Here is a 25,423-nt window from a genome sequence, read left to right as displayed (position 1 = left end):
ATTCCCAATATATATCCCAATTCCGCAACAGAGACTGGTTCGCAGCACACTGTTCGGCGCGCCAACGACCCAGCCAAGGCTAGTAAATAACTATTTAGAATTTTCTAAGTGCAAGTTTCGCCCGATTTTGCGCGACTTTCGCGCCTTCAGATGTCGATCAATTATCAGGAGAGACGCTCTCGCGCGTTATCTCCCGCGAAGTTCACGCAAATATCTCTCCGTGGCCATTTGGGGGTTGTCGCGTCTTTGCGCGATTGGCTGTGTAGTTCGCGCGCTTTCACTATGAAAGCTATCAACGAAGCGGATGTGCGCCTCAGTGAATGGGCATCTTTCTGACGTCAATAACGCTACCCACAAAACGACCATCAAATCTTTTCATCTAAAGGCGCACTCGGCTTCGCTCGTAAAGCTTTGCGAATGAGGTGCTCCGACGTTGGTTTAGTCGGTCAATGCTTAGTACCATTCGCAGTAGTGAGCACTCTCACTTGGGGTCGCGGCTTGCCATCCCATAGGTACTCAAAGTGGGCGGCGGGTCTAATATTTAAGATTAACTTTGGGCGGTAGCATGCAATGCATTCACCCCCTGCGCGCCTGACACTTCGATAAATCACGCCATTTGAACCCGAGGCGAGCAATTGCTCAGCGAGGCGCTGACCGTCTCGATAGTTTTGAGGATCGTGACAGCTATCGAAGTCGGGAGAGGGTCTGACATCGTGGAATTCCGCATCAAGGTCGGAAAGGTACTGACGCATTTCAACGCGCGCATTAAACTCGCCTATCTCTTCTAGTTCTTTCGTCCTGTGATAAATCGTCTCTTCGAGGGCAGTGTCCAATTCTGACGCGGCATACCAGGCACCTCTCGTGTTGGTGTTGAAGCGTCCTCCCCCTGGATGCGGATGACAAAAAGCAGCCATTATCGCTGTCGCGCTTGTGAAGCCAACGACCCATTCATGATTGGGAATTGTATTCAACAATCCCAGCTCCGTTGAAATGCGATCGTTTGTCCAGTTCTCCAATTCCAAGACGAAGGGAAGGTCTTCTGGAGCGGCGATTAAGTCCAGGATGCCTACTGGTGGGAAACGGCTTGGTATTAACCGGTGCGAATCTACGATTCGGACTCTGGCGAGCGCGGGGTTCAATTCCAGCCCCCGCGTCGGGCATCCAATAGTCGGCGGACTTGGTACATCCCGTCAATTCCGCTTGCCATCATAAAGGCCAGCGGGCTGCTGCCGGCAAAAATCGGGTTCTTGTTTGGCAGCTTTATCCAACGGTCAGCTAACGATTGCTCCGAGTAAAGAATGTGGAGCGCTTTGAACATTCCCAAGACAAGGGAGATTCTGATCAAAGCATCGTAGGTAAGCGCAGGAATGTCCCCCGTTTTCGCACCCTGCCTGTATTTGTGATATGTGGAAGCTCCCGGCCAGCCAAGCAGCCCCCGACGTTCCTCAACGAGCAATTCCCACCGATCCGCCACGTTAAAGAATGCGCGGATCGCAGGGAGAGACATTGTTTTTCGAACGTCCTTGTCGCTACGCTTATCCGGAGGAATCGTTTCGAACCCACCGCCGGTACCGACTGGCAGATGTTCAGCCATTGGAATAGTCTCCAGATATAGACTCATATCTCCATATGTAGAGAAATAATGCAATTGGATTTTGAAAGGTTTCCTACCTTTTTGTGCTAAATTCATATAACATATTGTTATTGCTGTCTTATTTAAGAATGCCTGGTCGGCCCAATATCATGCCAACGGCGCTGCTGCCTGGTAAGGCTGGTTGCCGGGGGACCGGCCCACGCCGGTGCCACGATGAGGCACCGGGCACAAGCGGGGACAACTCTGCGCGCTTTGGGCGCATTCAGTTCGAAGTGCACCTTTCAGTCGTCTTTCGAAGTGCACCTTTCAGTCGTCTTTCGCTAGAATCATTAGAGGCTAAGGGAACTGCTGAGCTGCTCTTGGGGGAAAAGTTGCTTTGACTGAATTCCAAAACACGGCCGCGGTGCGGCTGCGGGAACTCCTCGGCTACGTGGAGCAGGTGGTCAAGCTAGACGAGAAGCCTGCATTCAAACTGGCAGACCACAGTCTCGCTAGCGGACAAATCTATCAGTTTCACCAGCATGAGTTTCACGCCATTCCCGGTATACGCCATGACCACGCGGACGAGGACGGGCCTATTTGGTTGACTGTCGAACGCTTAAAGCGACGAAACCCTCCTAAACCTCCTGAAGCGCTTACCGACTGGCTAGAAAATTCCGCTGATCCAGAGAAGCAACCGAAGCTACGCGACTTCCTTCTAACTACGGTTTTGGCGGCGGAGCGGGATAAGCTTATTTCTGACGCGAACGTCCGCCCGGAAGACTGCCATCCGGCGCTAGATCAGAAGAACGAAGGAAAATTTGACGTTCGCCAACGCGCCGAGGATCGTCCCGAATTGCAAGCGGAGGCCGCTGCCTACATCGCTGGTCCTTGGCTGAATTGGGCGACCGAAGAGCTACCAAGGCGACGTTGCATCTCGCTTTACCAGCGCTTGTTTGAAGCCACTCAGCAAATTGAACTCGGGGGGCCCGAACAAGCGATCGAACTTGTCTGGGGAATTGGACTCACCCGCTGGATCAAAGACGGCACGCTCATAGACATGCCGCTCCTTGAGCGCCTTGTTGAAGTTGAGATCGATGAGCAAGCTGGCGGCTTAATCCGGGTGCGTCCTCGTCAGGCAGATGCAGTAATCAATTTGCGCCCTTATGACGAGTTGCGGCTCGATGGCGCAACTCTCGCTCAGAATACCGCGCGCCGAGCATTAGCTTTGAGTGCCGAAGAGGACGGTGTGTCGCCCTTCGCACGCGAAACATACGAGCCGATATTGCGCGGTTGTCAATCGCAGCTAGACGCAGAAGGACGCTATCTGCCCGACAGCGATATTATTGATCCGTCCGGAGAGATTCCGCCTGCCTCTTCGCAATTAACGGTGTCAGACCGTTGGGTCATTTTTGCTCGGCGGCGCAACGAGAGCTTCTTGCTCAGGGACATCGAGAGTCTTCAGGCATCGATAGAAAAAAGCCAGGATGACTTGCCCGGTCCCGCCACCACGCTCGTTATGGGCCCCGAACCACCCGCTTCTCCCAGTTGGAATCCGTTGTCCGGCATAATGGGCGGCTCTGTCGGCATGCCAGAGGCAGACGACACGGAGTCACCGTTGGGCGATTTGTTCTTCCCGAAGCCATTTAACGAGGAGCAGAAAGAGATTATTCGACGACTGGAAAAAGAAGATGGCGTCGTCGTTCAAGGTCCGCCGGGAACAGGCAAGACCCACACAATTTCCAATATCATTTGCCATTATCTCGCGACCGGTCGGCGAGTTCTCGTCGTCTCGCATGGCGAAGCAGCGTTGTCTGTTCTCCGTGAACAGCTCCCCGAAGAAGTTCGTGGTCTGGCTATAAGCATCACGACCTCGGAGCGTGAGGGCTTGAAGCAACTGGAAGGCGCAATTCGGCTTTTGCAGTCAATCGTTGAAACCCTTCGTCCTAGCGAGCAATCGCGCCTAATTCGCGATCTGGAGACATCGATTATCAAGATGCGAGAACGTCGCGACGCTATCGACACGAAGATCGCAGACTTCGCCCGCGTTCAGCTTACGGAAGTGCCCGGTCGCGGTATTTCTCCCGCGGATCTAGCCAAAGCCGTCGTCGCCAACCGCGAAGCGTGCAGCTGGTTCGACGACCACCCATCAGCATTTTTGTCAGAGACACCTATTTCTCATCGAGAGATCGACAGCCTTCGGCGAGCTCGGGCTGCACTCGGAAAACGACTTGAATACCTTTACGGCGAATACCCGTCTGTTTCCGATCTGCCTTCACCACACGAGATGGGGAGAATTCACGACGATCTTACGCGCGCCCGGGAACATTCGGAGCGGGCTGCGTCGGCCACGGCATTTGCACCGCGGCTCACGAGCTTGGAAGCAGTGGACCTGGCCGAAGTGGCTGCCGACTATTTGGGTGAGTTGATTCTAGCCACAAAGCACCTCGTGCAATATCCATGGCTCAGCCAATTTGTCCAAATGTCGGAGCCGTCGCCAGCCGCGCTGCCAGCTCTTCGGGCGTTTGCCGAGGTCGCCTCGGAACTACTCGATGATTATCGTCAGTACATAGAGCTCCCCGTCGCGTTTCCGCAGGAGATATTCGCGAGCGCAGAAGTGTATGCCGTTCTCAAGAAGCTTTCGGAGGGGCAGACTGCCTTCGGCCTCTTCGCGTTTTCGGAAAAGAAGCTGAGGCCAATCATCGACGAGGTGCGCATCGTCGGACGTAAGCCTCAATCCGAGCAGGAATGGGCGCACGTCCGAGCTTACTATGACTGGCGTGGCCGATATTCTGAAGTGCATGCCCGATGGCACGCGCTCGCGGGTGAACTGGGACTTTCGACCGAATACACCGCGTCGCTAAGCGCCCTGTCTGCTTTAACTGCGGCGTTAAGGTCTGCGCTTTTCAGTGTCCCGGAAATACATCGAGAGCTCTTAAACTGCTTGCCGCAAATTCTACCGAAGAATCCGGGAGCATTGTGGCCAAACGTGACACAAATGGAGCTGCTGCGTGATTGCCTGCGTGATGCGGCCGCTGCGTCTCGGCTATCAGCTTCCCGCGCTGAAGTAGACCGCATCGCGAACCATTTCACAGATCGCGCTACCAAATTCGGTCCTATCGTCAAAAGTCTGATCGAGCAGGCAATTGGAAATAAGGAAATTGCCGTTGAGAAAATCGAGGCGATTTGGAGTGCAGTGCTCCAAGCTTTGCGCGATATTGTGGATCACCGTCCAAACTTTGCGATTGTCGCCGAAGTTACGGAGGTACTCGAAAAGTCAGGTGCTGTGAAATGGGCGGAGCGCCTTCGAAAGAATATTTCAGACAATGGGATCGATCAGGAAATTCCAGATAACTGGGCTGAAGCTTGGGACTTCGGCGCGGCAATGGCATTCTTGCGCCGCCATGACCAGCGAGACGTTATGCAGACAATCTCTGCTGAGCGGCTAGAACTCGAAACCAATATTTCCAAATCGTTCGAGCGCTTGGTCCGGGAGCGCACATTTTACACTTTGGCGCAACAAATGACTGGCCCTGTCAGAGCGGCTTTGATGATGTTCGCAACATCACTGCGACGCATCGGCGCGGGACGAAGTGCCGGCGCGGCGCGCCATCGTCGGGCCGCGCGGCAGGCGATGGCTGCGTGCTACGGTGGCGTTCCTTGTTGGATTATGCCGTCATGGCGTGTCGCCGAGCAATTGCCGGGCGAGGTCGGAACTTTCGATCTTGTCATCATGGACGAAGCGTCGCAGTCGGATGTCAAGGAAGTCACGACACTACTTCGCGGAAAAAAGGTGTTGGTCGTAGGCGACGACAAGCAAGTAAGCCCGACAGCAGCTTTCATCGAAAACGCAAAAATCGATCGCTTAGAGCGAACCTATCTTTCTACTCATCCCTTCAAAACCCTACTGCTCCCTGGCGCGTCACTTTATGACCTCGCAAAAGTCATGTTTCCCAATAAGTTTGTCATGTTGCGCGAACACTTTCGTTGTGTTGAACCGATCATTCAATTCTCTGCCCAGTTCTACACCGAAGCGTTGGTTCCTTTACGTGTCCCGACGTTGCAGGAGCGAATTGACCCGCCGCTAGTCGACATTTACGTCCGCGATGGTTCCCGCACTGGCGACAAAATAAACTACCGTGAAGCCGAAGTTATTCTCGACGAAATTGCGAAGATCGTCGACACACCTCATCTCGCGACAAAAGGCGCTGCGGACGCTTGGCGCACGATCGGCGTGATTTCCCTGATTGGTTCAAAGCAGGCGGCGCTTATCAATCGTTTGGTGCTGGAGCGGTTCGGAGAGGAAATTGTTGTTCGACATAAGATAGCATGCGGCGACAGCGCAACGTTCCAAGGCAATGAGCGCGATATCGTGCTGTTATCAATGGTCGCGGATTCCTTGAAGAAGCAAGCGCAAACGGCAACCCACTTTGAGCAGCGCTTCAACGTAGCGATGTCGCGCGCCCGCGATCGGCTCTATCTCGTTCGCTCTGTCCGGGAAGAAGAGCTGAACCCGAACGATTTGAAAGCAAGAGTCATAGCCCACATGCGAGAGCCGATGAAGGGGCGGCCTGTTGCGTCCTCGGACCTTGAAGCACTGTGCGATTCAGATTTTGAACGCGCGATCCTTAAGCGCCTTAGAGAGCGCGGCTACCGCGTGACTCCGCAAGTGGGTGCTATGGGTTATTCAATCGATTTGGTCGTAGAGGGGGCGAACAGCTCACGGCTTGCGATTGAATGCGACGGCGACAAGTACCATGGCCCCGAACGATGGGCGGATGATATGGCGCGCCAGCGTGTTCTTGAACGAGTAGGCTGGAAATTCTGGCGCTGTTGGTCGTCCAGTTTCACCATCGATCCCGATGGGTGCATGGCTGATCTTTTCGATACTCTTGAGCGACTCCGTATCTGCCCCATTCAAAAAGAAGATGCGCCGACGGCATATACTGAATTCCGTGAAGTCCGATCTTCTGAAGAAGTGAACAGATTGCCACCTTATCCTATTCAGCGCCCGAACACTGGAACTGGCATACGCTTAGGCGATCGGGTTGTTATTCGCTACCTCGACGACAACCGGACGGCCAGCTTTGAGTTGACGCAGAACCGCGACGATCTAGCCAACGGTTACCTTGCCGCGTCAGCGCCTCTCGGAAAGCAGTTAATTGGTACGAACGAAGAGGACGAGATTGAATTTGATGTTGGCGGAAGAACGAGACGTGCTCTTGTTGTCCGCGTCGAGCATAGGAAGGCAGAAGCGGCATAGGCCGCGAGAGTTTTGGTTTGAGAGCGCCGCGACGATTAATCAAATCCCAGAAGACGTGCTGCAAACGCGATGCACCTGAGGTGTCCTATGGCAGAGCCAACGATTACCTGTCCCAACTGCAGCGCAGACATTCCTTTGACGGAATCATTAGCCGCGCCGCTCCTGAAGAAAAGCCAAGAAAGGTTTGAGCAGGCGCTGGCAAAAAAGGACCGCGACCTCGCCGCGCGCGAGGAAACGGTTCGCGAGCGGCTGGCAGAGGTCGAACGCTCGCGCGCGTCGATCGATGATCAAATTGCGCAGAAGATCAGCGCTGAATCTAAGCGCATCGCAGAACACGAGGCGGCAAAGGCAAGACGACTTAGTGCCCAAGAACTCGAAGCAAAGGCCCAGGAGATTGCTGACCTCAATGCGTTGGTCCAGGATCGCGAGGGGAAGCTCGCTATTGCTCAGAAAGCGCAGGCGGAGGTGGCGCGGAAGGAGCGCGAACTTGAGGACGCGCGACGCGAAATGGACCTCATAGTGCAAAGCAAAGTCCAGGCCGAGATCGGCAACGTCCGAGCGGCGATGCAGCGTGAATTCGAAGACTCGTCCAATGCGCGCGTCGCGATCAAAGAGGAGCAAATTGCTTCGATGCAGCGCGAGATCGATGAGCGCGATGGAAAGCTCGCGATCGCGCAGAAGGCGCAAGCCGATGTCGTGCGCAAAGAACGTGAGCTTGAGAATGCTCGCCGCGAAATGGAGCTTACGATTCAAACTAGAATCAGCGCTGAGCTTGACGGTATCCGAGCGAAGGCGAGGCAAGATGCTGAGGAGGCGATGAAACTTCCATTGGTGGAAAAAGAACAGCAAATCGCTTCTATGGCGCGCCAGATCGAAGAGCTGAGGCGAAAAGCGGAACAAGGTTCGCAGCAGTCGCAAGGTGAAGCGCAGGAACTTCATCTCGAAGCGCTTTTGCGGACCAAGTTCTCTCGCGACATTATTGAGCCAGTGCCGAAGGGCGAGTTTGGGGGCGATGTTCTGCATCGCATAGTCGGGCCTGCAGATCAGCCGTGTGGGTCAATCTTATGGGAGTCCAAGCGGACCAAGAATTTCAGCGAAGGGTGGTTGCCAAAATTACGAGACGATCAGCGAAAGGCGGGAGCTGATATTGCCATCATCGTTACCTCGGCCCTGCCAAGGGGAATGAACAACTTCGAACTTCTTGACGGAGTCTGGGTGACGGAATCTCGATGCGCCATACCTGTTGCGGAAGTGCTCAGACACTCTTTGATCAGCATTGCAAGCGCTCGGCAGGCGAGCGAAGGTCAGCAGACCAAGATGGAGCTTATGTATCGATACCTCACGGGCGCTCAGTTCCGGCATCGCGTTTCAGCGGTTGTCGAGCGTTTCATGGAGATGCAGTCTGATTTGGAGCGCGAGCGTCGCTCGACTATGAAGCAATGGGCAAAACGCGAGCAGCAAATGCGAGGTGTTATCGATTCTATGGCGGGTATGGTCGGAGACCTGCAAGGCATCGCTGGCAAGGCGATACAAGAGATTGAAATTGTCGCGATGCCGCTTCTCGAAGCTGGGGAAGAGGGGGCAAACGATGAAGGATTCGCCGCCGTGTAACGTGCGGGTGGGGCCGACGTCGATTCACGGCGCGCCTGCAAAGGCGTCACTGCTTGTAGCTAATATACCACTGCCTCAAGTCGCGCTCGATCTCGTCAATCTTCTCCGAAAGCGACGTAATTTCTGAAGGACTCCGATAGTAGTTTGTGGAGACTAGCTTCTGGCGTGAAACGTGAGCAAGAAAACCAGCGCCTCCATAAACCATCCTCCAGCCGTGCGCGATACGGACGCGATGTTGTTTATTTCAAGAGCTCGGTGAATAATTGGCGTTAGAGCTGTGTAGGAGCCATCGCGCATGCCGATCGGAACGACGTGTTGAGCGATGTTGCACAACATCGCAAAATCATGAGTTATGATTTTGTCGTGAAACTCTTCTGAGAGGTTTATGGACTCGCCTAGAGTCTTAAGAACGTAGGGCGATGGCGTCGCCGCTTGACCTATTTCATCGCAGTTCGACGCCATTGCTGGTCTGATATTTTGGCTTTTGCCCTTGGATGTTCGGAGATCGATATTTGGCGGTCCCGTCTCGCCGCGAGTGATTTCCTTGAAGGCGTCACCTTAATTGTGGCACTTTCGACCACGTTTTACCGTCCGTCAGCGAAAGCCTAGCTGTGAGCGTTGTGCCTCCCAGTCGGCAGGTAACTTTGCCATAAGCCGCATCAATTTTTTGGTGCTGAGCTGTGGTGGTTGCCGGCCGTTGACAATCGCGGTGACGATGTCCGGGGCGAGCCAACGCAGGCGAAGGACGACATACAGGTAGTTCGATGTAATCTGCTCCCGGCGGGCGATTTCGAGAACCGTAAGAGATGGATCGTCGCAAAGTCGGCGCTGAACGTCATAGGCGCGGGCGAGGACTCGCAGAAGGCCCATGTCGGGCTCTCTATTGTCCTCTTTATCTTCGACCAGCAATTTCATTTGCTCGCCTACACGAGCCAACTGGATTGGGGTAGTCAACGTCAGGACGGGGTCGGAGGCACCGATCGCATGGTCATTTCGTAGTTCCATGTGATTTGCGTCGAGCAATGCCATCAGTCGAGATTGCGAGATATAAATGCTGAGGTGCGTGACTCCGATTTCCACCCGAGGAACCAATGAAAGGACAAATGGCCGATGTTTCTCGGGCGGCTCACTCAGTTCCTTTGCGAGTTGGCGCCCTCGCTCTATTAAATGTCGATGCCCAATCTGGCTGCGGTCCCTCTCTTCAATGGCATCAAGCAGTTCTCCGCGGTTGGATAGGAATTTGCGAATCCGCTCGATAACGACGTTCTCGAGATCGCCTGCAGGGATGCGGCGGCGTGTCGAGCCGGCTTTTCTGCCACCTTTCACAAGCGAGGTAGACACATAGTAGCGATATCGCGTGCCCTTCTTGATCGACCAGGTCGGCGTCAGCCGTTCTCCGGCCTCGTCGAACAACAGGCCGGTCAGCAGGCTTGGCGCCTTGGTGTTGACGCCGGCCGCCCGCTCGACGCGGTTCTCGGCGAGCACAGACTGAACGGCGTCCCAGAGCGGCTTGTCTATGATCGCCGTATGTTCGCCTGGATAGGCATTGCCCTTGTGCTTCGCCTCGCCGCGATAGGTCCGGTTCTGAAGCAGAAGATAAAGCGCCCCCTGCGAAAAGCTTTGGTTGCCGTGTATGCTGCCGTCGCGCCGGACACGGCGCTTGCTTTTAATGCCGGCGGCGTCTAGTTCCGCTCGAAGCGCATTGACCGATTTGACCCGGAGGTAGCGCCGGTAAATATCCACGACTGTCCGCGCCTCAGCTTTATTCACGACAAGCTTGCGGTCTTTCACGTCGTAGCCGAGCGGGACGATACCTCCCATCCAGATGCCTTTCTTCCGGGAGGCAGCGACCTTGTCGCGTACCCGTTCCCCGATCAGTTCCCGTTCGAATTGAGCGAAGGACAAGAGGATATTTAATGTCAGCCGCCCCATGCTGGTGGTCGTATTGAATTGTTGAGTAATCGAGACAAACGAGACGCCGCGGCGGTCGAACACTTCGACCAGTTTGGCGAAATCCGAGAGCGCGCGGGTCAGTCGGTCGACCTTATAGACCACGACCACATCGATACGCCCGGCCTCGATGTCGGCCAGCAGCCGTTGCAAGGCAGGGCGTTCGAGCGAACCGCCGGAATATCCGCCGTCGTCATAGGTGGTCGGAAGGAGTATCCAGCCCTCCTGCTTTTGCGACTGGACAAAAGCGGCACAGGCCTCGCGTTGGGCATCGAGAGAATTGAAGTCCTGTTCCAAACCCTCTTCGGTGGATTTGCGGGTGTAAACGGCGCAGCGGGATCGTTTGGCGGACCGGCGCGGAGAATAGTTGGCGTCAGCCATTGTCGCCTCCGCTTACCGGTTTTACGCCCTTCGCACGAAGACCGAAGAAGCGCGGCCCGGACCAATGAGATCCTGTGATCTCTTTGGCGATTTGGGTGAGGGACGAATAGGTCGTTCCGCCATACTCGAACCCATTCTCGGTGACGGTCACAGTATGGGTGCGGCCGTGCCATTCCCGGATAAGACGGGCACCGGGTTTCAAAGTGAGATTTGGCGAAGGTCCAACCCGCCCTGTGGTTCGCAACGTCTGGGCCAGTGTCTGCAGCTTGCGCAGTGTCGCCTTGCCGAGTCCGCCGTGCTCCATTTCCTGGCACCGGTAGGCGATACCGAGGACCAAAAGATCATGACTGAGCTTAGGTGGCTCGCTCCTATAAAGACGCCGCCATTCGCGACGCAGATCGTCCAGGCTCTCGCGTGCCTGAACGAGCTGCGATGGTTGCGAGGCCGGCGTCGTCGCATGGACGGTCCGCCGGGCCATGGTCACGCCGCTCGACGGTTAGGTTTCGCGGCTTTGGACTCAGGGTTATCCGGCTTGGTCGGGGCAATCCGGTACACCCGATCTTGATCTTTGGATTTCTGCGATACTAGTGCCAGACCAAGCTTGTTGCGCACAACGCCGGCGAAGAAGCCGCGCACGGAATGCTGCTGCCAGCCCGTCGCCTTCATGATCGCTGCGATCGTTGTGCCCTGCGGTTGGCGCAGCATCCCAATCACGTCTGCCTGCTTCGAATTGGCTCGCTGCTTAAGCGGACTTGCCACTTGGCGCGGGGACTTCGTCATTGTCGCTGCTTTGGCTTTTTTCGCAGGCTTACTCTTGGCCATATCAACCTCCTGTTACTCCTCTAGACGGCACATGCCGTCACCATCGAAGCCCCCGCGCAGGTGAAAGGCACTGGCAGGGGAAGTTATGCAGCGGAATGTCAGGTGAACCGGTCGATTATGCTGGCGGCATTGGATGGCGCTTTCGCCACCACACAGGCTTCGTTCCGCCTGGAAGTCCAGCGAATAGTGAGCAATCTTATGGCTCAGTTCGGCAGGCGCGGATCATCATTAAACTGAGCGCCAGACCGCCGTTGAATTTACATAAGGTCGTCTTGTGACGGGAGGTCAATTTCAGGGACCGCAAAGCGACCCTCGTCGGAGTTCGGGAATCGTGATCTACTTCAGCATCGCCATGTTCCTGACAGGAGCTCTGCTGTGAAAGGCAGCAGGAACAGGAATTCGGAGCAGGAAGCGATCAGGCCAATGCCCGCGACCTCTACTCGCAGCGAGCCCAACGGTTCGACGAGTCACGCGGTCATTCCGCGCTCGTTGCAAATCGGAGTGGGCATCGTGCTCACGGCAGTGGCCGGGTTCGTGGACGCGGTAGGCTTTATCGAACTGGGCGGCTTCTTCGCGTCTTTTATGAGCGGGGCCAGCATTTCCCTTGGCGTCAGCGCAAGCGGGACCGATTGGGTCGCTATGTATCACGCAACCGTTTTGATAGCGGTTTTCGTGATCGCGGCGACAATCGCAAGCGTGATCTCCGGGGTAATGCGGCCGCTAGGAGTAGCGACCGCGATCTTGCTCGAGGCCGCCTGCCTCACCGGCGCAATTCTGATGATCGAAAGTGGATGGTCTTCGTCCGATTCAGTGGTTCCCGTAGTGGCTGCCATGGGCATTCAGAATACCGCTTTGCGCCCGATCAGCGGCATACGCCTCGGCGTGACGTTCATGACCGGCACGCTCGTCAGCCTCAGCCAAGCGCTAGGCAGACTCTTGATCGGAAGGGCACGATCATGGAGTTGGGCGCCTCATGCATTGATTTGGTTCTTGTTCGTCGCGGGAGCTGTTGCTGGAGCGGTGCTCCATAGGAAGTACGGGTTTATCGCGATTGCGGTCCCAACACTCGTGGTATGGGCTCTGGGGGCGTTCACGTTTATTGCGGCTCTCGTAGAAATCCGGAAACAGAAGCGTCTAGAAGGCGTTGCAACTTGACGAGAATGACGAACGAGGCGCTCGTGACCGGCATCCTGGGCCATTAGGGTAGTTTTATTGGAGATTTGAACATGACTCGGAAACGTGCGCCGACCTCAGGTATAGGGCACAATCGTGGTCCGACTTGGACGTCGCGAACCTCCGTTCCGCCGGACGCCGTTGCACTGATCGGGCGTCCGACTCGCTCGGTGATGACGTCCGGTAAGGCACGCGCACGCCGATGGATACTCACCTTCGAAAGGCGAACGCCGCCGTTTATCGAACCCTTGATGGGATGGACAGGGGGTGACGATACGCTGACGCAGGTCGAACTCTCGTTTCCTACACGCGCAGCAGCCGTCGCGTTCGCTGAGCGGGAGGGGCTCACCTATCGCCTTCAAGGAGAGCCCCATTCAAGAGGCGTCGGACAGGAGTGTCTCATTGCGCCTGATCTCCGACATACTGGCGGAGCGCGTAAAGGCCGCTCTGCCACTGAGGACGGGAAGGATGCCGCAGCGCCGGCAAAGAAAGGAAAGACCGCCCAGAGGACTCGCAAACTGCGACGTCCGATCCCGTGATGGCGCGACCCGTGAGCGTACGTGGAGAGGTATAAGAAACGATGACAGCGATTACCACGCTGCAGGAACTCCAGAGATTGGCGCGGTCGACCGATCAACGAGGGCCCTTACGTACCACATACGCCCGTGTCGGCTGCATGCCGGCCAAGGCGCTGATTTGCGGCGGCAAATGCATTCTACGCTCCGACAAAAGCTTGATGAACTCGGAATTCACGGTGGGAATAAGCTTGTCGCTGACATCCCGGCTGTGCTTCTTCGCGTCCAGTCATTGCGGGACCATTAAAAACCGAGTTGGCGTCACTCGCGTTGTTGTTGAAGTCACCAAAAGACTACGCGCGGCAAATAGCAATCCGGTTACCCGACCGACAATGTGCGCGAGCTAAATATCTTCTCCGAGGCTATCTGAGGTCATGAGTCACCTGCTCCATCTGCGATCACGCCCCGCACAGCTTTCTGCAGCTGAGGTACGACCGTTTGCTCAAACCACGGCTGCTTTCGCATCCAGATTTTGCTTCGCCAACTCGGATGCGGAAGCGGGAAAAACTTCGGGCCATATTCTGTAAATGCTTTCACCGTTTCCGTCATCGATTTTTTCCGACTTGATCCCAAGTAGCGCATTTGGGAATACTGACCCACGAGCAGCGTTAACTGGAGATTTGGGAGTTGATTAAGTACTCGCTGATGCCATAGCGGGGCGCATTCCGGACGAGGTGGCTTGTCGCCACCGTTTGCTTCAGCACCGGGGTAGCAAAAGGCGATCGGGACGATCGCGATCCTTGTTTCGTCGTAGAAGTTCGAACGGTCCAAATTCATCCAATCGCGCAGATGATCGCCGCTCGCGTCGTTCCACGGGATACCAGTTTGATGTACTTTGCTGCCGGGTGCCTGACTGATGATCAATAATCGTGCGCTTCTTGATGCGCGCAAAATTGGCCGTGGACCTTGCGGAAGGTTGGCTTCGCAAATCCTACAAGCACTGATTTCGCGCAAGAGCTGCGGCAAAGACATTACACAGAACCTCTTTGGTTCATCACCAATATGTGGGCCACGGGAGCTTCGCAAGTAGTCGCTGACAGAGTTATGACGGTGACCTTCGACTCGCTATCGGTTGTGGTTCAGTATTTTCTAGTTGGAACAATACTTTGAAGCTTTCATTCATTCTCACTTGGCCCTCCAAAGACGACGAAGCCGGAACGATGTCGGCTTCGTCCGGCTCAGCATCGATTGCCTCGGTAATGAGAATATCGATCTCGGCAGTGTCGAAGCCCGTTTCCGTGACGTCGAAGTTCGGTTCGACGGAGAGCTCCTTGGAGCTCCAAGGCTAGCAAATTTCGGTCCCGCCCGGCTTTCTCCGCAAGTCTGTTATCAGATGACATGGGCTCGGATTTGAGAAGGGGAGGGGTGGTCGAAACGATAGGAACATCCGTCATTACCCACGGAGACCGCTGCTTCGGTCCGGGCGTGGCCGGCAACAATCCCGTGGGCGCCATCAATAGAAACTGGATTGATGAAGCCGAATTCCTGGATGCTAGCGGTGATCTGTTTGATTTGATGGGAGTGTGTGTACGCGGATTTATCGACCGATGTTTTAGCATTTCAAGCATTTCTTGGGTCCGTGTATTTGATTGTCAGCGTGCCAGTGACCTCCACGGCCAACGGCCCTGAAGCACGCGGACCCGCGGACCGACAAAAAACCAGAATCAAAATATAGGGAAGTCTTCCCTGATACTCTTCCGAAAGTCGCCTGATCCGAAAAATCCATCCCTATGTTCTTGTTCACAGGGAGAAAGCTCAAATGCGGAGCGGCTCGCATAGGTCTTCCATATTGAGCTACAGCAAGCCCGCGCTGCGTCGGGGACCGGAGCCCGACGGGGCTATGCCGTCATCGTCGCGGGAGAGGTGACAATCCGAGTTCCGCAAGCTTCGCCCTAACCGTAATCTCGGATCGCTTGAGCTTCAGGCTCATGATCGCAGCAGGCATCCTCTCGCGAGCCAATGAAATGAGCTCCTGAACTGCCTCGATGGTCCAAGGCCGATCCGCACCACTTCCGATTTCGCCCATCAGAAGTTCCCATTGAGATGCATGCCCTTCGGCACTTGGCGTCTTTTGCAACGGGAGATATCGAACAGAAAGCCGCCAAACCCCTTCGATAAAGACTTCGTGTTTCGGTCTCCCGCCGCCGAGCCGCCCAGGCATACGGTCGCTGACTCGCAAGTGAGGAGAGCGAGCCAGCGGCGCGGCGACTTAGGGCATCCTCTAGGCCAAGGGCGAGCACGAGGAACATGCCGTTGGCTGGCCCCGTAACTCGCCTCAACTGCCAAACTCATCAAGGAGCTTTGATGAGGCCCTCAGCGCCTCGTCCAGATCCGGTCTCTCGTTGATCGGCGAAACCGAGGGCGGGAAGCAGGATCGTCAAGAGCCCCACGATGAAAAGCGTAATCCAGATAGCGACCATGGTGCTGTCCTCAGAGATTTCGATGACTGTCGTGCGTGCAGACCCCGGCTCAAAATCGGGCTTTTCGTGCGCGTTCCCGCGCTCCGCGATCGGTCAACACGGACCCATTGCGGCGCAAACAGCGAATTGAGCTTGGAAAAGTCTGCTGTTCTTGAAACCCCGGGCGGCTCCGACGAGAAGTCGGCCACCCGGGACGACTAGCCTGCTTGAAGGTAGCCCGCGCGAAAACGAAAGAATCCAAATGCAAACATGCTCATGGCATATTCAATGTAGATAAACTTTCGTAGAAAACAAGTAGCTCGCGCTCTGTGTTGCCAGCCCCTTTCAGACCGTGGCCTTTCGCGCCGAGGCCAAGCCCGACGTGTACTGACTGATGTCCACGGCCATGCATCGGCCTGTCGATGGATGTGTGCAATGGCACCTGACGATGGCGAGTATGGCGACTGCCGGAGTCCAAAAAGCCTGCATTCGACGATTGGGTATCTAAGCCCTATGGAGTTCGAAAAGCAGGCCGGATTCGCCTCAGTGCATGTCAATGAAACCGGTGCAGGCCAATCATTAATGTCAAGCATGAGTTTCAATGCGTCGTTGTGCTAATCGAGACCGCTACCTTCTGCCTATCAATACGAGGCTGGGCTCCCGGTGTGGATCAAGTTGGCGCGTCTCCTCCCTGTTCTAAACCGAAGCACCGCTGTTCTACGCACGGTAAACAGCGGCCTCGGTGACAATAACGTCCATGGGGATATCGTGCGGCTGCGGAACAAAGCCTTCGATGCGGCTTGCCTCAGTTCCTACACCGATCGCTAGAGGCTTCGGCCGCATCGCCGCGAGCGTACGGTCAAAGTATCCTCCGCCGTGACCAAGCCGATAAAATCCGCAAAAACCGACCAAAGGTGCGATGACGACATCGGGGATGACCGGTTGCCCCTGCTTTGGCACCATGATGCCCCAAAAGCCGCGGGCCATCGGATCGCCAGGTTGCCACTTGCAGTATTCAAGCGGTGCTTGCTCCCTGACTACGACGGGTAGTGCCAGAGTGTGGCGCCTTCTGATGCGTAGCCGTTCCGCCCATTGCCGCAGGTCGAACTCGCCTTGGATGGGCCAGTAGACACCAAGCGTCCCGCGGAGTCGTTTAAAGACTACATCCAGGTTACGGGCAATCGCGTCGGTCAGAAGAGAACGGTCAGCGGAGGGAAGATGCATGCGCTCGTCCTTGAGGCGAACCCGCTCCCTGACGCGCCAAGCTCTTGTCTCAGCATCCATCAAATCCATGCCTCCTCTGTCGGCTTTTCAACGACTTCTTGTTGGTTCAGCCAAGCGCCGAGGCTCAGGGACCGGCGACGAATGCGGTCTTGTATAAATTGAGCAGCCGATTGACGTTGACTATCCCGCGGGCGCGTCAAGCTTACCGCTGTCTCTTGGTTTGACGATCGGCTCGTCGTCATCAATCAAAATCCGTTCTGCTGCGCCGTCAAGATCGTCGTATTGACCGCTCTTGAGCGACCACATGAACGTTGCGAGCCCAACAAGGCCGAGCCCAAGAGCGATTGGGATGAGAAAAAAGAAATCCATCAGCGAATCGCTTGATAAGCGTGCCAAGTACCATGACCCAGCAGCGGAAAGACGAGTATCAATCCAACGAGGCCGGTGGCGAGACTGACGAGAAACAGACCTAGCACAATCATGCCCCAGGTGAGCATAACCGGCAGGTTGTTCCAGACGAGAGCGGTGCTGGTCCCCATTGCCGTCAGCGCATCCACGCGCTCGTTGAGCAGCATCGGTATCGACAGCGCGCTGATGGCGAATGAAAATGATGCGAACAGCCCGCCTACTACGCTGCCGACGATCAGCATCATCCAGCCGGTCGGCGTTGTGAATAGCATCGGCACGATATGATCGAGGCCCGGAAAAGGTCGCAGTCCGAAGAACAGGGCATAAATGATGACAGCGGCGCGCATCCACAACAACATCAGAAGACAAAGCAGGATGCCCGTGAACAGAACCTGGCCACCGGACCTGGGGTTGACGAAGATCATCCGCATGAGGCTGACGGCCTCTCCGGACGCGATGCGACGGCTCTTTTCATAGAGGCCGATGGCGAGCAACGGCCCGACCACCATAAAGCCAGCAAATGCCGGAAAGAGGATATAGTCCCATCCGAATGCAACAAGGCCGATCACGATTGCAACTGAGACCAGAAAGACCAGAGCGCCATACATCAAGCTGCTCAGCGGCTGCACCTTCAGGTCGCGCCATCCAGCCGCCAGCCATGTAAAGGCAATCGACGGCGCCAGTTGCCGGTTCCAGGTTTGCTTCCGCGGTGTCGGGGGCAGCACGGCTGGGATGGTCGTCATGCTTTGTCTCTTTCCGTCTTCTATGCATTCACCGCGGCGAACATGAAGATTTGGCGGCGCGGAAGCGGTTTTGTGCGTTGTCCGGATCGCCTTGCCTAACATGATCGACGCAGGCCGGTTGCGACATAACCGCGACGTAAACAAGATGGCCGTTGGCGGCGACAAGAAATAGCAGGCCAAGACCGATAGCGATCCAGACCGCCGCCTTGCGCTGAATTCGAGCCTGTTGGGCCGGAATGTTGGTCATTGCTTGCGCGACCTCAAATCGACTAGATACAGCGCGAGAATCTTACGTTCGAGCGAGCCGAGTCGGTTCTCCCATGCCGGCATTTGCCCCTGCCGGCCGTGCCAAACGGTTGTAAAGATCGATTGCGGATCGCCGCCGTGGATCCAGTTGTGATCGGTCAGGTCGGGGGCGCCGAGATCGGACTTTCCCTTGCCGTCGTCGCCATGGCACGAGGTGCAATTTGCGGCGAAAATCGTCTTGCCGGAATCAAGCCTCTGCTGAGGTACTTGCTTTACTGCTGCGGGATCCGAAAGAGATTGTACATAACTCACTACGTTTTCGACGTCAGTGCGCGGCAGAATATTGTCGCGTCCAAATGCAAGCATTTGTGCGACGCGGCTGTTCGGGTGGCTGGAGTTGATGCCGACCCGGATCGTCTCGGCAATCGTCTCCGGGTCGCCACCCCACAACCAGGATTCCGTTGTCAAATTTGGAAACCCCTTGCTTCCCTCAGCATGAAGACCGTGGCAGGCAGCACAATTGTCGCCGAACAGGGCTCGTCCAGTCTGACGCACAATCGTCATTAGCGCGGGATCGGCCTGGATGGCTTGGTAGCTATTGGTCTCGATCTGCTTGGTCCAGCTTTCACGATCGAGCGATGCGCGCTGCAAGGCTTCGTTCACGGTCGTACGCTGATCGACTCCGAGCAGGCCTTTGGTATAGGTCCAGCCCAATGGGAAGGCAGGGAACAGGATCCAGTAGCCGAGCGAAAACAGAGCTGTGGCGATGAGAAAGAAGTAAACCGCGCGCGGAACGGGCGTGTTGAGTTCCTTGATACCGTTCCACTCATGACCCGTGGTCAGATATCCAGTGTGGGGATCGCGTTCTGTCACTGCCATGGCCGATCCTCGTCTTCGATGATCGACGTCGCGGCCCGATCAAACTGCTTCTTGTTTGAAGGCCAATACGTATAGGCCACCACCACGATCGACAGTCCGATAAGGTAAAACAGGCCGAACGATTTGGAAAACCATACGAGTGTGCTGTGGGCGAACTCCATCATCGGCTCCCGACAGCTGCAACGGGCTTGTGCGCCGCATCGGTCAGCCGGCCGAGGATCTGCAGATAGGCGACAAGCGCATCCATTTCAGTAAGAGCGCCCGGCGCGCCGTCGAAGACCCGGACGTTTGTCGCTTCGCCGTAACGCTTGGTTACGCTTTCCGCTTGCGGCGAATCGGGTGCGGTCTGCCCATAGGCATCGTTAGGCGCATTGGCGATCATTTCGTCGGTGTAGGGAACGCCTACCGCACGCATTGCCCGGAGGTGTCCGCCGAGATCGTCGGCTCGCAACGCAGTCCGCGATAGCCAGGCATAGGCCGGCATGATCGATTCAGGCATTACGGCGCGGGGGTTGTTCAGGTGTGCGACGTGCCACTCGTCGGAATATTTGCCGCCAACGCGTGCCAGGTCCGGTCCGGTACGCTTGGAGCCCCATAACATCGGATGGTCGTACTTCGACTCGACAGCCAGGGAATACGGACCATAGCGCTCGACCTCGTCCCGCAGCGTCCGTATCATTTGCGAATGACAGGCATAGCAGCCTTCGCGGATGTATATGTTCCGTCCGGCGAGCTCTAACGGCGTGTAGACCCGCATGCCGGGCGCCGCTTCGACCGTTTGGTGGATTGTGAAGAGTGGCGCGATCTCGACGATGCCACCAATACTGGCTACGCCAATGATCGCCAGGACGAGTCCGATCGCTTTTCGCTCCAGACGATAATGAAAGCCAAACATGAGCGTCACTCCCCAGGTTGAAGGGCGGGTGTGCCGACCAAAACAGAATCGGGCGCGTTGGAGACCGGCTCGCGTGCGACTTGCGGCGCGGTACGGATCGTCATCCAGATATTGTAACAGCCCACAATCGCTCCGATCAGGAATAACAGGCCGCCGATCGCCCGTGCGATGTAATACGGCCTCATGGCCACAACGGATTCAATGAACGAATAAGCGAGCGTGCCACTCTCGTTGTAGGTGCGCCACATTAGCCCCTGAATGATGCCGGAATTCCACATCGAGAAGACGTAAACAATGGTGCCTGCGACCGCCAACCAGAAATGCACTTCGACAAGCTGCGCCGAATACATCCCTTCGCGCTTCCAGAGCCAAGGCACAGAAGCATAGATAGCGCCGAAGGTGATCATCGCGACCCAACCGAGGGCGCCTGCATGAACATGGCCGACCGTCCAGTCGGTATAATGCGACAGCGCGTTGACTGTCCGGATCGCCATGAACGACCCCTCGAAGGTCGACAGTCCATAAAAAACAGCCGCCACCATCATAAAGCGCAAGGTCGCGTCGTCACGAACCTTGTCCCATGCACCGTTAAGCGTCAGCAGCGCGTTCGCCGCGGACGCCCACGATGGCACCAAAAGCATGACGGAGAAGGTCATGCCGAGTGTCTGTACCCAATGGGGAAGAGCCGTATAGTGGAGGTGGTGCGAGCCCGCCCACATGTAGAAGAATGTGATGCCCCAGAAGCTGATAATTGACAGCCGGTAAGAGAAAATCGGGCGATTGGCTCGTTTCGGCAGGTAATAATACATCATGCCGAGGAAGCCCGCGGTCAGGAAGAACGCAACTGCGTTATGGCCATACCACCATTGCGTCATGGCGTCCTGAACGCCGGAGAATGACGAGTAGCTCTTGGCGTGTCCGAACGACACCGGCACGGCGAGATTGTTGACGATGTGCAGAATCGCCACAACCAGAATGAAAGCCATGTAGTACCAGTTGGCGACATAGATATGCGGCTCTTTGCGTCGTGCGAGCGTGCGCATATAGATTGCGAAGTAAACCACCCACACGATCACCAGCCAGATGTCCGCGTACCATTCGGGTTCGGCGTATTCTTTCGACTGAGTGATCCCCATCATGTAGCCGGTGACGGCGAGCAGGCAAAAGAGGTTGTAGCCGAACAAAACGAACCACGGGCTGAGTTGATCCGGTAGACGCGCTCGCGACGTGCGCTGCAGCACGTAGAGGGACGTCGCGATCAGCGCGTTGCCGCCGAACCCGAAAATAACCGAAGTTGTGTGGACGGGCCGAAGCCGTCCGAAACTTGACCATGCAGCATCGAAGGCCAGATCCGGATAGACCAATTGCCAAGCGACCCAATCGCCGACAAACATTCCGATAACGGCCCATACCATTGCGATAACGATGCCCGCTTTAGTCGGATCATCGTAATAATATGCAAACCGCGCTTCAGTTGGCTCTGGCGAGTAGTACTTAGAAATGATTCCGAAAATGCCGCCGAGCCCAACGAGAAAAATCAACAGTCCTTGCCCGCCAAGGAGGTCATCGCGTCCTGCAGCGGCTAGCACAAGGCCGGCGACGGCCAATACGATCAGCATCACCATCGCGAACTGGCGCTCATTAGTCGTCAGCTGTGCGATCATAAGTGTAGTTCCATTACCTAAAACACGTTGTACTGGTGTCGCTGTCCATCGAGTCCAAAAAGGGCAGTAAGCGTGCGGCCTCCAAGTTTATCGCTCTGAAGCGCTTCGGCGGCCCCGCTGCAGCGGCCGCTCGCCGAAGTCGATGATCGAGCGGTGCAGGATTTGGCCCTCGGAGCCAACCCGAAGTCTTACATGTCGCCCGTGATAGAACAGGTTGAGTCGGAACGTCCCACGATCTGCATCTATCCCGCTTTCGCACACGCTCGTGATGCTTTTGCTCCGCATCAGGGCGGGAACGTCGGTGGGTGACACATCGAGAAGTTCGCCGATCAGCGCAGCGTCTAGAGTGAAGCAGTTGCCGTCGCGTTTAATCGTTGTTTCGCTGTTGCCAACGGCGCTACGACTAGCAGTCATTGAAAACTCCTCCGTAAGAACACGTAAGCGCTCAACTCTCACGCTCGGGCGGCAACTCTAATGGTGGGACCGCGAGTGCCAAACGATCGGGCTTTCTTCGGTATGGAAAAATCCGATTTCTTCAGCATGAGGTCAGCGATCGTGTATCGATCAAGCGTTGCGATGAAGGCGTTGAGGGCTTCATTGAGCATTGAGGGTAACTTGCAGCAACCTGTCACGATGCACTGATTGCCTGTGGCAAAGCACTCCACGAGCGCGAAGTCAGGCTCGGTTGCGCGTATCACGTCGCCGACGACGATCGAGTCTGGAGACTTGGCCAGCATAAAGCCGCCTGAGCGACCCCTGAGACCTTTCAGGAAGCCGTGTCGCACGAGAATATTGACGACCTTCATCAAATGCGCCCGCGAGATCTGATACGTGCGAGCAGTCTCCTCAATGGTGAGCAGTGTGTCGCCGGACGCTGCGGAATACATCAGAACGCGAAGCGCATAATCCGATAATGTTGTAAGGCGCATAGGTCGTCCATCGCTCCATCGACTATGAAAACCTTCGACGGGATACCGAGGCTGCTTATATCAAGACGGCCACGGCAAGAGCGCCAATGAAGGCCCAGGCAAATGAGTTGATCAACATGCGAACCAGGTCGCGATTGTCAGCCTTGGCTACACCAATCGCATCACATGCGATATCGCCCGGTAGCAGTAGAACCGCGGTAAACGCGTTGAGGACGGATGTTGCATGTCCCATGGGGTGTCTCCGATCTGATCTTGACAATAATACCCTCGGTTGATAAAAGCAATAGTGAAAATATATCTTTAGGAAATCAAGGATGGAAGAAGCTGCCAAGCGGCGCGCCAGAATAACGGCCGAGATAAAAGATCGGACCGGCATTGACGAGGCTATGATTAGCGTCCTCGTGACGGCGTTTTATGCCCAGGTGCGGAACGATCCGCTTATAGGCCCAATTTTCGAAGAAAAGGTGGACGACTGGAACCATCATCTGGAGAAGCTGTGCGCTTTTTGGTCGTCGGTAGTGTTGATGACGGGCCGCTATCATGGTCAACCCATGCAGGCACATCTTTCACTTCCAATCAGGGCCGAGCATTTCGAGCGTTGGCTCGAAATATTCGAAGCGACGGCCCTGTCTGTTTGCCCAAGAAAGGCAGCGGATGTCTTCATCGATCGTGCCCGCCGAATTGCTGACAGTCTGGAGCTCGGAATCGCTACGCGTCGGGGTGAGATAACACGGCCGCGCTGGGCGAAAGCTGAAACAACGCCACAGCACTAAACTGTCAGTATCTGCGTTGTCGCAATGTCGTCAGGACGCAGCGGTCAAGTTCATAGCGAGCTTATTGGGTCCAATACGACTAGCAGCAGACGATCGTCCTTGGTTGCGACACCGGACATCAAGGAAATGCAACCTTCGATGCCATCGAACGGGCTTCAGAAAATGCCGCGCGGAGTAGACCGATATACAACAAAAAGCGTCTTCTGGATCTCGTATGTCCTGTCGACGCTTGTAGTGTTTTTCAATCCAGAGATAAGCGCTTGGCGGGGAGAGCAGTCGCTGAAGAGAGTATTTTGGGGCTATGGCGTCCTTGGGACGATCGGCTTTGGTGCGCTGTACTTCTTGGCCGATCAAACCGTGCTGCGACAAATTCTGCTAATGTTTATAGTCGCTTATATGGTCTGGCTGCTGGTTTCAATTTGGCGCTCCAGCAGCGCCTTCGATAACATCTGGAGCACGTTCGCGCGTCTGCTGGTCGTGGCGTGGACAGCGAACACCATTATGGTTGTGACGTTCCTCGAACTCGATCTGATCCGCAGCTGCTTCGGGTATTGAGCGGTCGAAGGGAAGGACCGGTGCGAAGATAGGTCCGGTCGCAATGCTAATCCCGCAAAGAGAAACGAGGCGTTCTTGACACAGATTGATGAAAAACTTGAGCCAATCTTGGCCGAGGTTATTCGCCGCAATGCAGGCGAGATTGAATTCCATCAGGCGGTGCGTGACGTGCTGGAAAGCCTGGGGCGCGTCATCGCCAAGCACCCGGATTACGCCAATGACGCTCTGATAGAGCGAATCTGCGAGCCCGAACGGCAGATCATTTTCCGGGTACCATGGGTTGATGACAAAGGTCAGGTCCAGATCAATAGAGGCTTCCGCGTGCAGTTCAATTCCGCGCTCGGACCCTACAAGGGTGGAATCCGATTCCATCCTTCGGTGACGCTTGGTATCATTAAGTTTTTGGGCTTCGAGCAAACCTTCAAGAATGCGCTGACGGGTCTTCCGATCGGCGGCGGCAAAGGTGGGGCCGATTTCAACCCCCGTGGTCGTTCCGATGGCGAAATCATGCGATTCTGCCAATCCTTCATGACCGAATTGCATCGTCATCTCGGTGAATACACCGACGTACCCGCTGGCGACATCGGCGTGAGCGGACGTGAGATTGGATATATGTTCGGTCAATACAAGCGCCTAACAAACCGCTTTGAGGCGGGTGTGCTGACCGGCAAGGGCTTGGTCTATGGTGGCTCGAGAGCGCGAAAGGAAGCGACAGGTTATGGTGCGGTCTATTTCGTGGAGCGCATGCTCGCTACCAAGGGCCAGGAGTTTTCCGGTAAGCGAGCGGTCGTGTCAGGGTCCGGTAACGTGGCGATTTACACTATGGAAAAGATCTTGGAATTTGGAGGCACGATCGTGGCGTGCTCGGATTCCAACGGCTATGTGGTGGACGAAAGCGGTATCGACCTCGACCTGGTGAAGGAAATCAAAGAAGTTCGGCGGGAACGGATTTCTGAATATGTGCGGCTAAAGGGGACCGGAGCGCACTACATTGAAAATGGCTCGATCTGGGATGTCGCATGTGAGATTGCAATGCCATCGGCAACGCAGAATGAACTGACGGGAAAGGACGCGCGTGCGCTCATCAAAAATAAAGTGGTAGCCGTTGGCGAAGGGGCGAACATGCCATGTACGCCCGAAGCAGTACGCCTGTTCCGGGAGGCTGGTGTTCTATTTGCGCCCGGCAAGGCTGCAAATGCTGGTGGAGTAGCCACATCCGCTTTGGAGATGCAACAAAACGCCTCACGTGACAGCTGGACATTCGAGCAAACGGAAACTCGCTTGGCCGCGATAATGCACGGCATCCATGATGTTTGCGCAGAAACGGCAGAAGAATACGGATCCGCGAATGATTATGTTT

At 55.8% G+C, this 25,423-nt stretch carries 25 protein-coding genes; 7 read left to right on the top strand and 18 right to left on the bottom strand.

Features of this window, described 5'->3' with window-relative positions; translation table 11 throughout:
- Nucleotides 1-446: 446 nt before the first annotated feature.
- The gene (locus tag AB7F49_RS28150; protein ID WP_428528601.1) at nt 447-914 is read right to left on the bottom strand and encodes an RES family NAD+ phosphorylase; all 468 of its coding nucleotides are present in this window, start codon (nt 912-914) and stop codon (nt 447-449) included.
- A gap of 221 nt (nt 915-1,135) precedes the next feature.
- On the bottom strand, nt 1,136-1,594 hold the full coding sequence (locus AB7F49_RS28145; RefSeq protein ID WP_428528594.1) for an MbcA/ParS/Xre antitoxin family protein: 459 nt from the start codon (nt 1,592-1,594) through the stop codon (nt 1,136-1,138).
- Nucleotides 1,595-1,970: 376 nt separating this feature from the next.
- On the opposite strand from AB7F49_RS28145, the gene AB7F49_RS28140 reads away from it, so the two are divergent.
- Together AB7F49_RS28140 and AB7F49_RS28135 are read left to right on the top strand one after the other, a co-directional pair.
- Nucleotides 1,971-6,836: an AAA domain-containing protein gene (locus AB7F49_RS28140; RefSeq protein ID WP_428528592.1), complete on the top strand. Its 4,866-nt coding sequence runs from the start codon at nt 1,971-1,973 to the stop codon at nt 6,834-6,836.
- An 87-nt stretch (nt 6,837-6,923) separates the two neighbouring features.
- A complete protein-coding gene (locus AB7F49_RS28135; protein ID WP_428528590.1) occupies nt 6,924-8,447 on the top strand; it encodes a DUF2130 domain-containing protein in 1,524 nt (507 codons plus the stop codon).
- 594 nt (nt 8,448-9,041) lie between these two features.
- Here the strand turns inward: AB7F49_RS28135 and AB7F49_RS28130 are convergent.
- From AB7F49_RS28130 to AB7F49_RS28120, 3 genes are read right to left on the bottom strand one after another with little or no spacing between them, the layout of a single operon-like run.
- On the bottom strand, nt 9,042-10,778 hold the full coding sequence (locus AB7F49_RS28130; protein WP_428528588.1) for a recombinase family protein: 1,737 nt from the start codon (nt 10,776-10,778) through the stop codon (nt 9,042-9,044).
- Nucleotides 10,771-11,256, bottom strand: coding sequence for a DUF2924 domain-containing protein (locus AB7F49_RS28125; protein WP_428528586.1), 486 nt, complete (start codon nt 11,254-11,256; stop codon nt 10,771-10,773). The genes AB7F49_RS28130 and AB7F49_RS28125 overlap by 8 nt, the downstream gene beginning before the upstream one ends.
- Before the next feature lie 2 nt (nt 11,257-11,258).
- A complete protein-coding gene (locus AB7F49_RS28120; protein ID WP_428528584.1) occupies nt 11,259-11,600 on the bottom strand; it encodes a DUF3489 domain-containing protein in 342 nt (113 codons plus the stop codon).
- Between the two features lie 501 nt (nt 11,601-12,101).
- On the opposite strand from AB7F49_RS28120, the gene AB7F49_RS28115 reads away from it, so the two are divergent.
- Together AB7F49_RS28115 and AB7F49_RS28110 are read left to right on the top strand one after the other, a co-directional pair.
- Nucleotides 12,102-12,755, top strand: coding sequence for a YoaK family protein (locus AB7F49_RS28115; RefSeq protein ID WP_428528582.1), 654 nt, complete (start codon nt 12,102-12,104; stop codon nt 12,753-12,755).
- Between the two features lie 71 nt (nt 12,756-12,826).
- Nucleotides 12,827-13,312, top strand: coding sequence for an NADH dehydrogenase ubiquinone Fe-S protein 4 (locus AB7F49_RS28110; RefSeq protein ID WP_428528580.1), 486 nt, complete (start codon nt 12,827-12,829; stop codon nt 13,310-13,312).
- 408 nt (nt 13,313-13,720) lie between these two features.
- On the opposite strand, the gene AB7F49_RS28105 is transcribed toward AB7F49_RS28110, so the two are convergent.
- From AB7F49_RS28105 to AB7F49_RS28045, 13 genes are all read right to left on the bottom strand, one after another.
- The gene (locus tag AB7F49_RS28105; RefSeq protein ID WP_428528578.1) at nt 13,721-14,320 is read right to left on the bottom strand and encodes a uracil-DNA glycosylase family protein; all 600 of its coding nucleotides are present in this window, start codon (nt 14,318-14,320) and stop codon (nt 13,721-13,723) included.
- A gap of 357 nt (nt 14,321-14,677) precedes the next feature.
- Complete coding sequence (locus AB7F49_RS28100) at nt 14,678-14,821, bottom strand: hypothetical protein (protein WP_428528599.1); 144 nt, start codon at nt 14,819-14,821, stop codon at nt 14,678-14,680.
- A 1,643-nt stretch (nt 14,822-16,464) separates the two neighbouring features.
- Nucleotides 16,465-17,040, bottom strand: a complete 576-nt coding sequence (locus AB7F49_RS28095) for a 5-formyltetrahydrofolate cyclo-ligase (RefSeq protein ID WP_428528576.1) — start codon at nt 17,038-17,040, stop codon at nt 16,465-16,467.
- A 111-nt stretch (nt 17,041-17,151) separates the two neighbouring features.
- Nucleotides 17,152-17,340 carry a cbb3-type cytochrome oxidase assembly protein CcoS gene (ccoS, locus tag AB7F49_RS28090; RefSeq protein WP_428528574.1) on the bottom strand — a complete coding sequence of 63 codons (189 nt, stop codon included), beginning with the start codon at nt 17,338-17,340 and terminating at the stop codon, nt 17,152-17,154.
- Nucleotides 17,340-18,122: a DUF2189 domain-containing protein gene (locus tag AB7F49_RS28085; protein ID WP_428528597.1), complete on the bottom strand. Its 783-nt coding sequence runs from the start codon at nt 18,120-18,122 to the stop codon at nt 17,340-17,342. The genes ccoS and AB7F49_RS28085 overlap by 1 nt, the downstream gene beginning before the upstream one ends.
- 28 nt (nt 18,123-18,150) lie before the next feature.
- Nucleotides 18,151-18,369, bottom strand: a complete 219-nt coding sequence (locus AB7F49_RS28080; protein ID WP_428528572.1) for a hypothetical protein — start codon at nt 18,367-18,369, stop codon at nt 18,151-18,153.
- Nucleotides 18,366-19,247, bottom strand: coding sequence for a cytochrome-c oxidase, cbb3-type subunit III (gene ccoP / locus AB7F49_RS28075; RefSeq protein ID WP_428528570.1), 882 nt, complete (start codon nt 19,245-19,247; stop codon nt 18,366-18,368). The genes AB7F49_RS28080 and ccoP overlap by 4 nt, the downstream gene beginning before the upstream one ends.
- Entirely contained in the window at nt 19,238-19,408 is a 171-nt protein-coding gene (locus tag AB7F49_RS28070; protein WP_428528596.1) for a cbb3-type cytochrome c oxidase subunit 3, read from the bottom strand. Before AB7F49_RS28070 ends, ccoP begins: the two co-directional genes overlap by 10 nt.
- On the bottom strand, nt 19,408-20,142 hold the full coding sequence (gene ccoO / locus AB7F49_RS28065) for a cytochrome-c oxidase, cbb3-type subunit II (RefSeq protein ID WP_428528568.1): 735 nt from the start codon (nt 20,140-20,142) through the stop codon (nt 19,408-19,410). Before ccoO ends, AB7F49_RS28070 begins: the two co-directional genes overlap by 1 nt.
- Nucleotides 20,143-20,147: 5 nt before the next feature.
- A complete protein-coding gene (ccoN, locus tag AB7F49_RS28060; protein ID WP_428528566.1) occupies nt 20,148-21,806 on the bottom strand; it encodes a cytochrome-c oxidase, cbb3-type subunit I in 1,659 nt (552 codons plus the stop codon).
- Nucleotides 21,807-21,893: 87 nt separating this feature from the next.
- The gene (locus AB7F49_RS28055; RefSeq protein ID WP_428528564.1) at nt 21,894-22,220 is read right to left on the bottom strand and encodes a DUF6522 family protein; all 327 of its coding nucleotides are present in this window, start codon (nt 22,218-22,220) and stop codon (nt 21,894-21,896) included.
- 38 nt (nt 22,221-22,258) lie between these two features.
- Nucleotides 22,259-22,735, bottom strand: a complete 477-nt coding sequence (locus tag AB7F49_RS28050) for an RrF2 family transcriptional regulator (protein WP_428528562.1) — start codon at nt 22,733-22,735, stop codon at nt 22,259-22,261.
- Nucleotides 22,736-22,790: 55 nt separating this feature from the next.
- A complete protein-coding gene (locus tag AB7F49_RS28045) occupies nt 22,791-22,967 on the bottom strand; it encodes a hypothetical protein (RefSeq protein WP_428528560.1) in 177 nt (58 codons plus the stop codon).
- Between the two features lie 82 nt (nt 22,968-23,049).
- Between AB7F49_RS28045 and AB7F49_RS28040 the strand changes: the two genes are divergently transcribed.
- The 3 genes from AB7F49_RS28040 to gdhA form a co-directional block, all read left to right on the top strand.
- The gene (locus AB7F49_RS28040; RefSeq protein ID WP_428528558.1) at nt 23,050-23,508 is read left to right on the top strand and encodes a group III truncated hemoglobin; all 459 of its coding nucleotides are present in this window, start codon (nt 23,050-23,052) and stop codon (nt 23,506-23,508) included.
- A 99-nt stretch (nt 23,509-23,607) separates the two neighbouring features.
- Entirely contained in the window at nt 23,608-24,063 is a 456-nt protein-coding gene (locus AB7F49_RS28035; protein WP_428528556.1) for a hypothetical protein, read from the top strand.
- Between the two features lie 75 nt (nt 24,064-24,138).
- Nucleotides 24,139-25,423 (top strand): NADP-specific glutamate dehydrogenase (gene gdhA, locus AB7F49_RS28030; protein ID WP_428528555.1); only part of this gene is annotated, 1,285 nt, incomplete at its 3' end.

It is taken from the genome of Pseudorhodoplanes sp. (assembly GCF_050250235.1).
In the GTDB taxonomy this organism is placed as follows: Bacteria; Pseudomonadota; Alphaproteobacteria; order Rhizobiales; family Xanthobacteraceae; genus Pseudorhodoplanes.
Note: the sequence above shows the minus strand (reverse complement) of the source record. Positions and strands in the feature narration are given on the sequence as shown.

Bases quoted from the DNA above. Each gene is read 5' to 3' on its own strand.
- ccoP (WP_428528570.1), bottom strand. From the start codon at position 19,247: ATGGCAGTGACAGAACGCGATCCCCACACTGGATATCTGACCACGGGT.
- ccoN (WP_428528566.1), bottom strand. From the start codon at position 21,806: ATGATCGCACAGCTGACGACTAATGAGCGCCAGTTCGCGATGGTGATG.
- AB7F49_RS28045 (WP_428528560.1), bottom strand. From the start codon at position 22,967: ATGGGACATGCAACATCCGTCCTCAACGCGTTTACCGCGGTTCTACTG.
- AB7F49_RS28040 (WP_428528558.1), top strand. From the start codon at position 23,050: ATGGAAGAAGCTGCCAAGCGGCGCGCCAGAATAACGGCCGAGATAAAA.
- AB7F49_RS28050 (WP_428528562.1), bottom strand. From the start codon at position 22,735: ATGCGCCTTACAACATTATCGGATTATGCGCTTCGCGTTCTGATGTAT.
- AB7F49_RS28055 (WP_428528564.1), bottom strand. From the start codon at position 22,220: ATGACTGCTAGTCGTAGCGCCGTTGGCAACAGCGAAACAACGATTAAA.
- AB7F49_RS28105 (WP_428528578.1), bottom strand. From the start codon at position 14,320: ATGTCTTTGCCGCAGCTCTTGCGCGAAATCAGTGCTTGTAGGATTTGC.
- AB7F49_RS28070 (WP_428528596.1), bottom strand. From the start codon at position 19,408: ATGGAGTTCGCCCACAGCACACTCGTATGGTTTTCCAAATCGTTCGGC.
- AB7F49_RS28145 (WP_428528594.1), bottom strand. From the start codon at position 1,594: ATGGCTGAACATCTGCCAGTCGGTACCGGCGGTGGGTTCGAAACGATT.
- AB7F49_RS28130 (WP_428528588.1), bottom strand. From the start codon at position 10,778: ATGGCTGACGCCAACTATTCTCCGCGCCGGTCCGCCAAACGATCCCGC.
- ccoS (WP_428528574.1), bottom strand. From the start codon at position 17,340: ATGGATTTCTTTTTTCTCATCCCAATCGCTCTTGGGCTCGGCCTTGTT.
- AB7F49_RS28135 (WP_428528590.1), top strand. From the start codon at position 6,924: ATGGCAGAGCCAACGATTACCTGTCCCAACTGCAGCGCAGACATTCCT.
- AB7F49_RS28120 (WP_428528584.1), bottom strand. From the start codon at position 11,600: ATGGCCAAGAGTAAGCCTGCGAAAAAAGCCAAAGCAGCGACAATGACG.
- AB7F49_RS28110 (WP_428528580.1), top strand. From the start codon at position 12,827: ATGACTCGGAAACGTGCGCCGACCTCAGGTATAGGGCACAATCGTGGT.
- ccoO (WP_428528568.1), bottom strand. From the start codon at position 20,142: ATGTTTGGCTTTCATTATCGTCTGGAGCGAAAAGCGATCGGACTCGTC.
- AB7F49_RS28150 (WP_428528601.1), bottom strand. From the start codon at position 914: ATGGCTGCTTTTTGTCATCCGCATCCAGGGGGAGGACGCTTCAACACC.
- AB7F49_RS28080 (WP_428528572.1), bottom strand. From the start codon at position 18,369: ATGACCAACATTCCGGCCCAACAGGCTCGAATTCAGCGCAAGGCGGCG.
- AB7F49_RS28095 (WP_428528576.1), bottom strand. From the start codon at position 17,040: ATGGATTTGATGGATGCTGAGACAAGAGCTTGGCGCGTCAGGGAGCGG.
- AB7F49_RS28125 (WP_428528586.1), bottom strand. From the start codon at position 11,256: ATGGCCCGGCGGACCGTCCATGCGACGACGCCGGCCTCGCAACCATCG.
- AB7F49_RS28085 (WP_428528597.1), bottom strand. From the start codon at position 18,122: ATGACGACCATCCCAGCCGTGCTGCCCCCGACACCGCGGAAGCAAACC.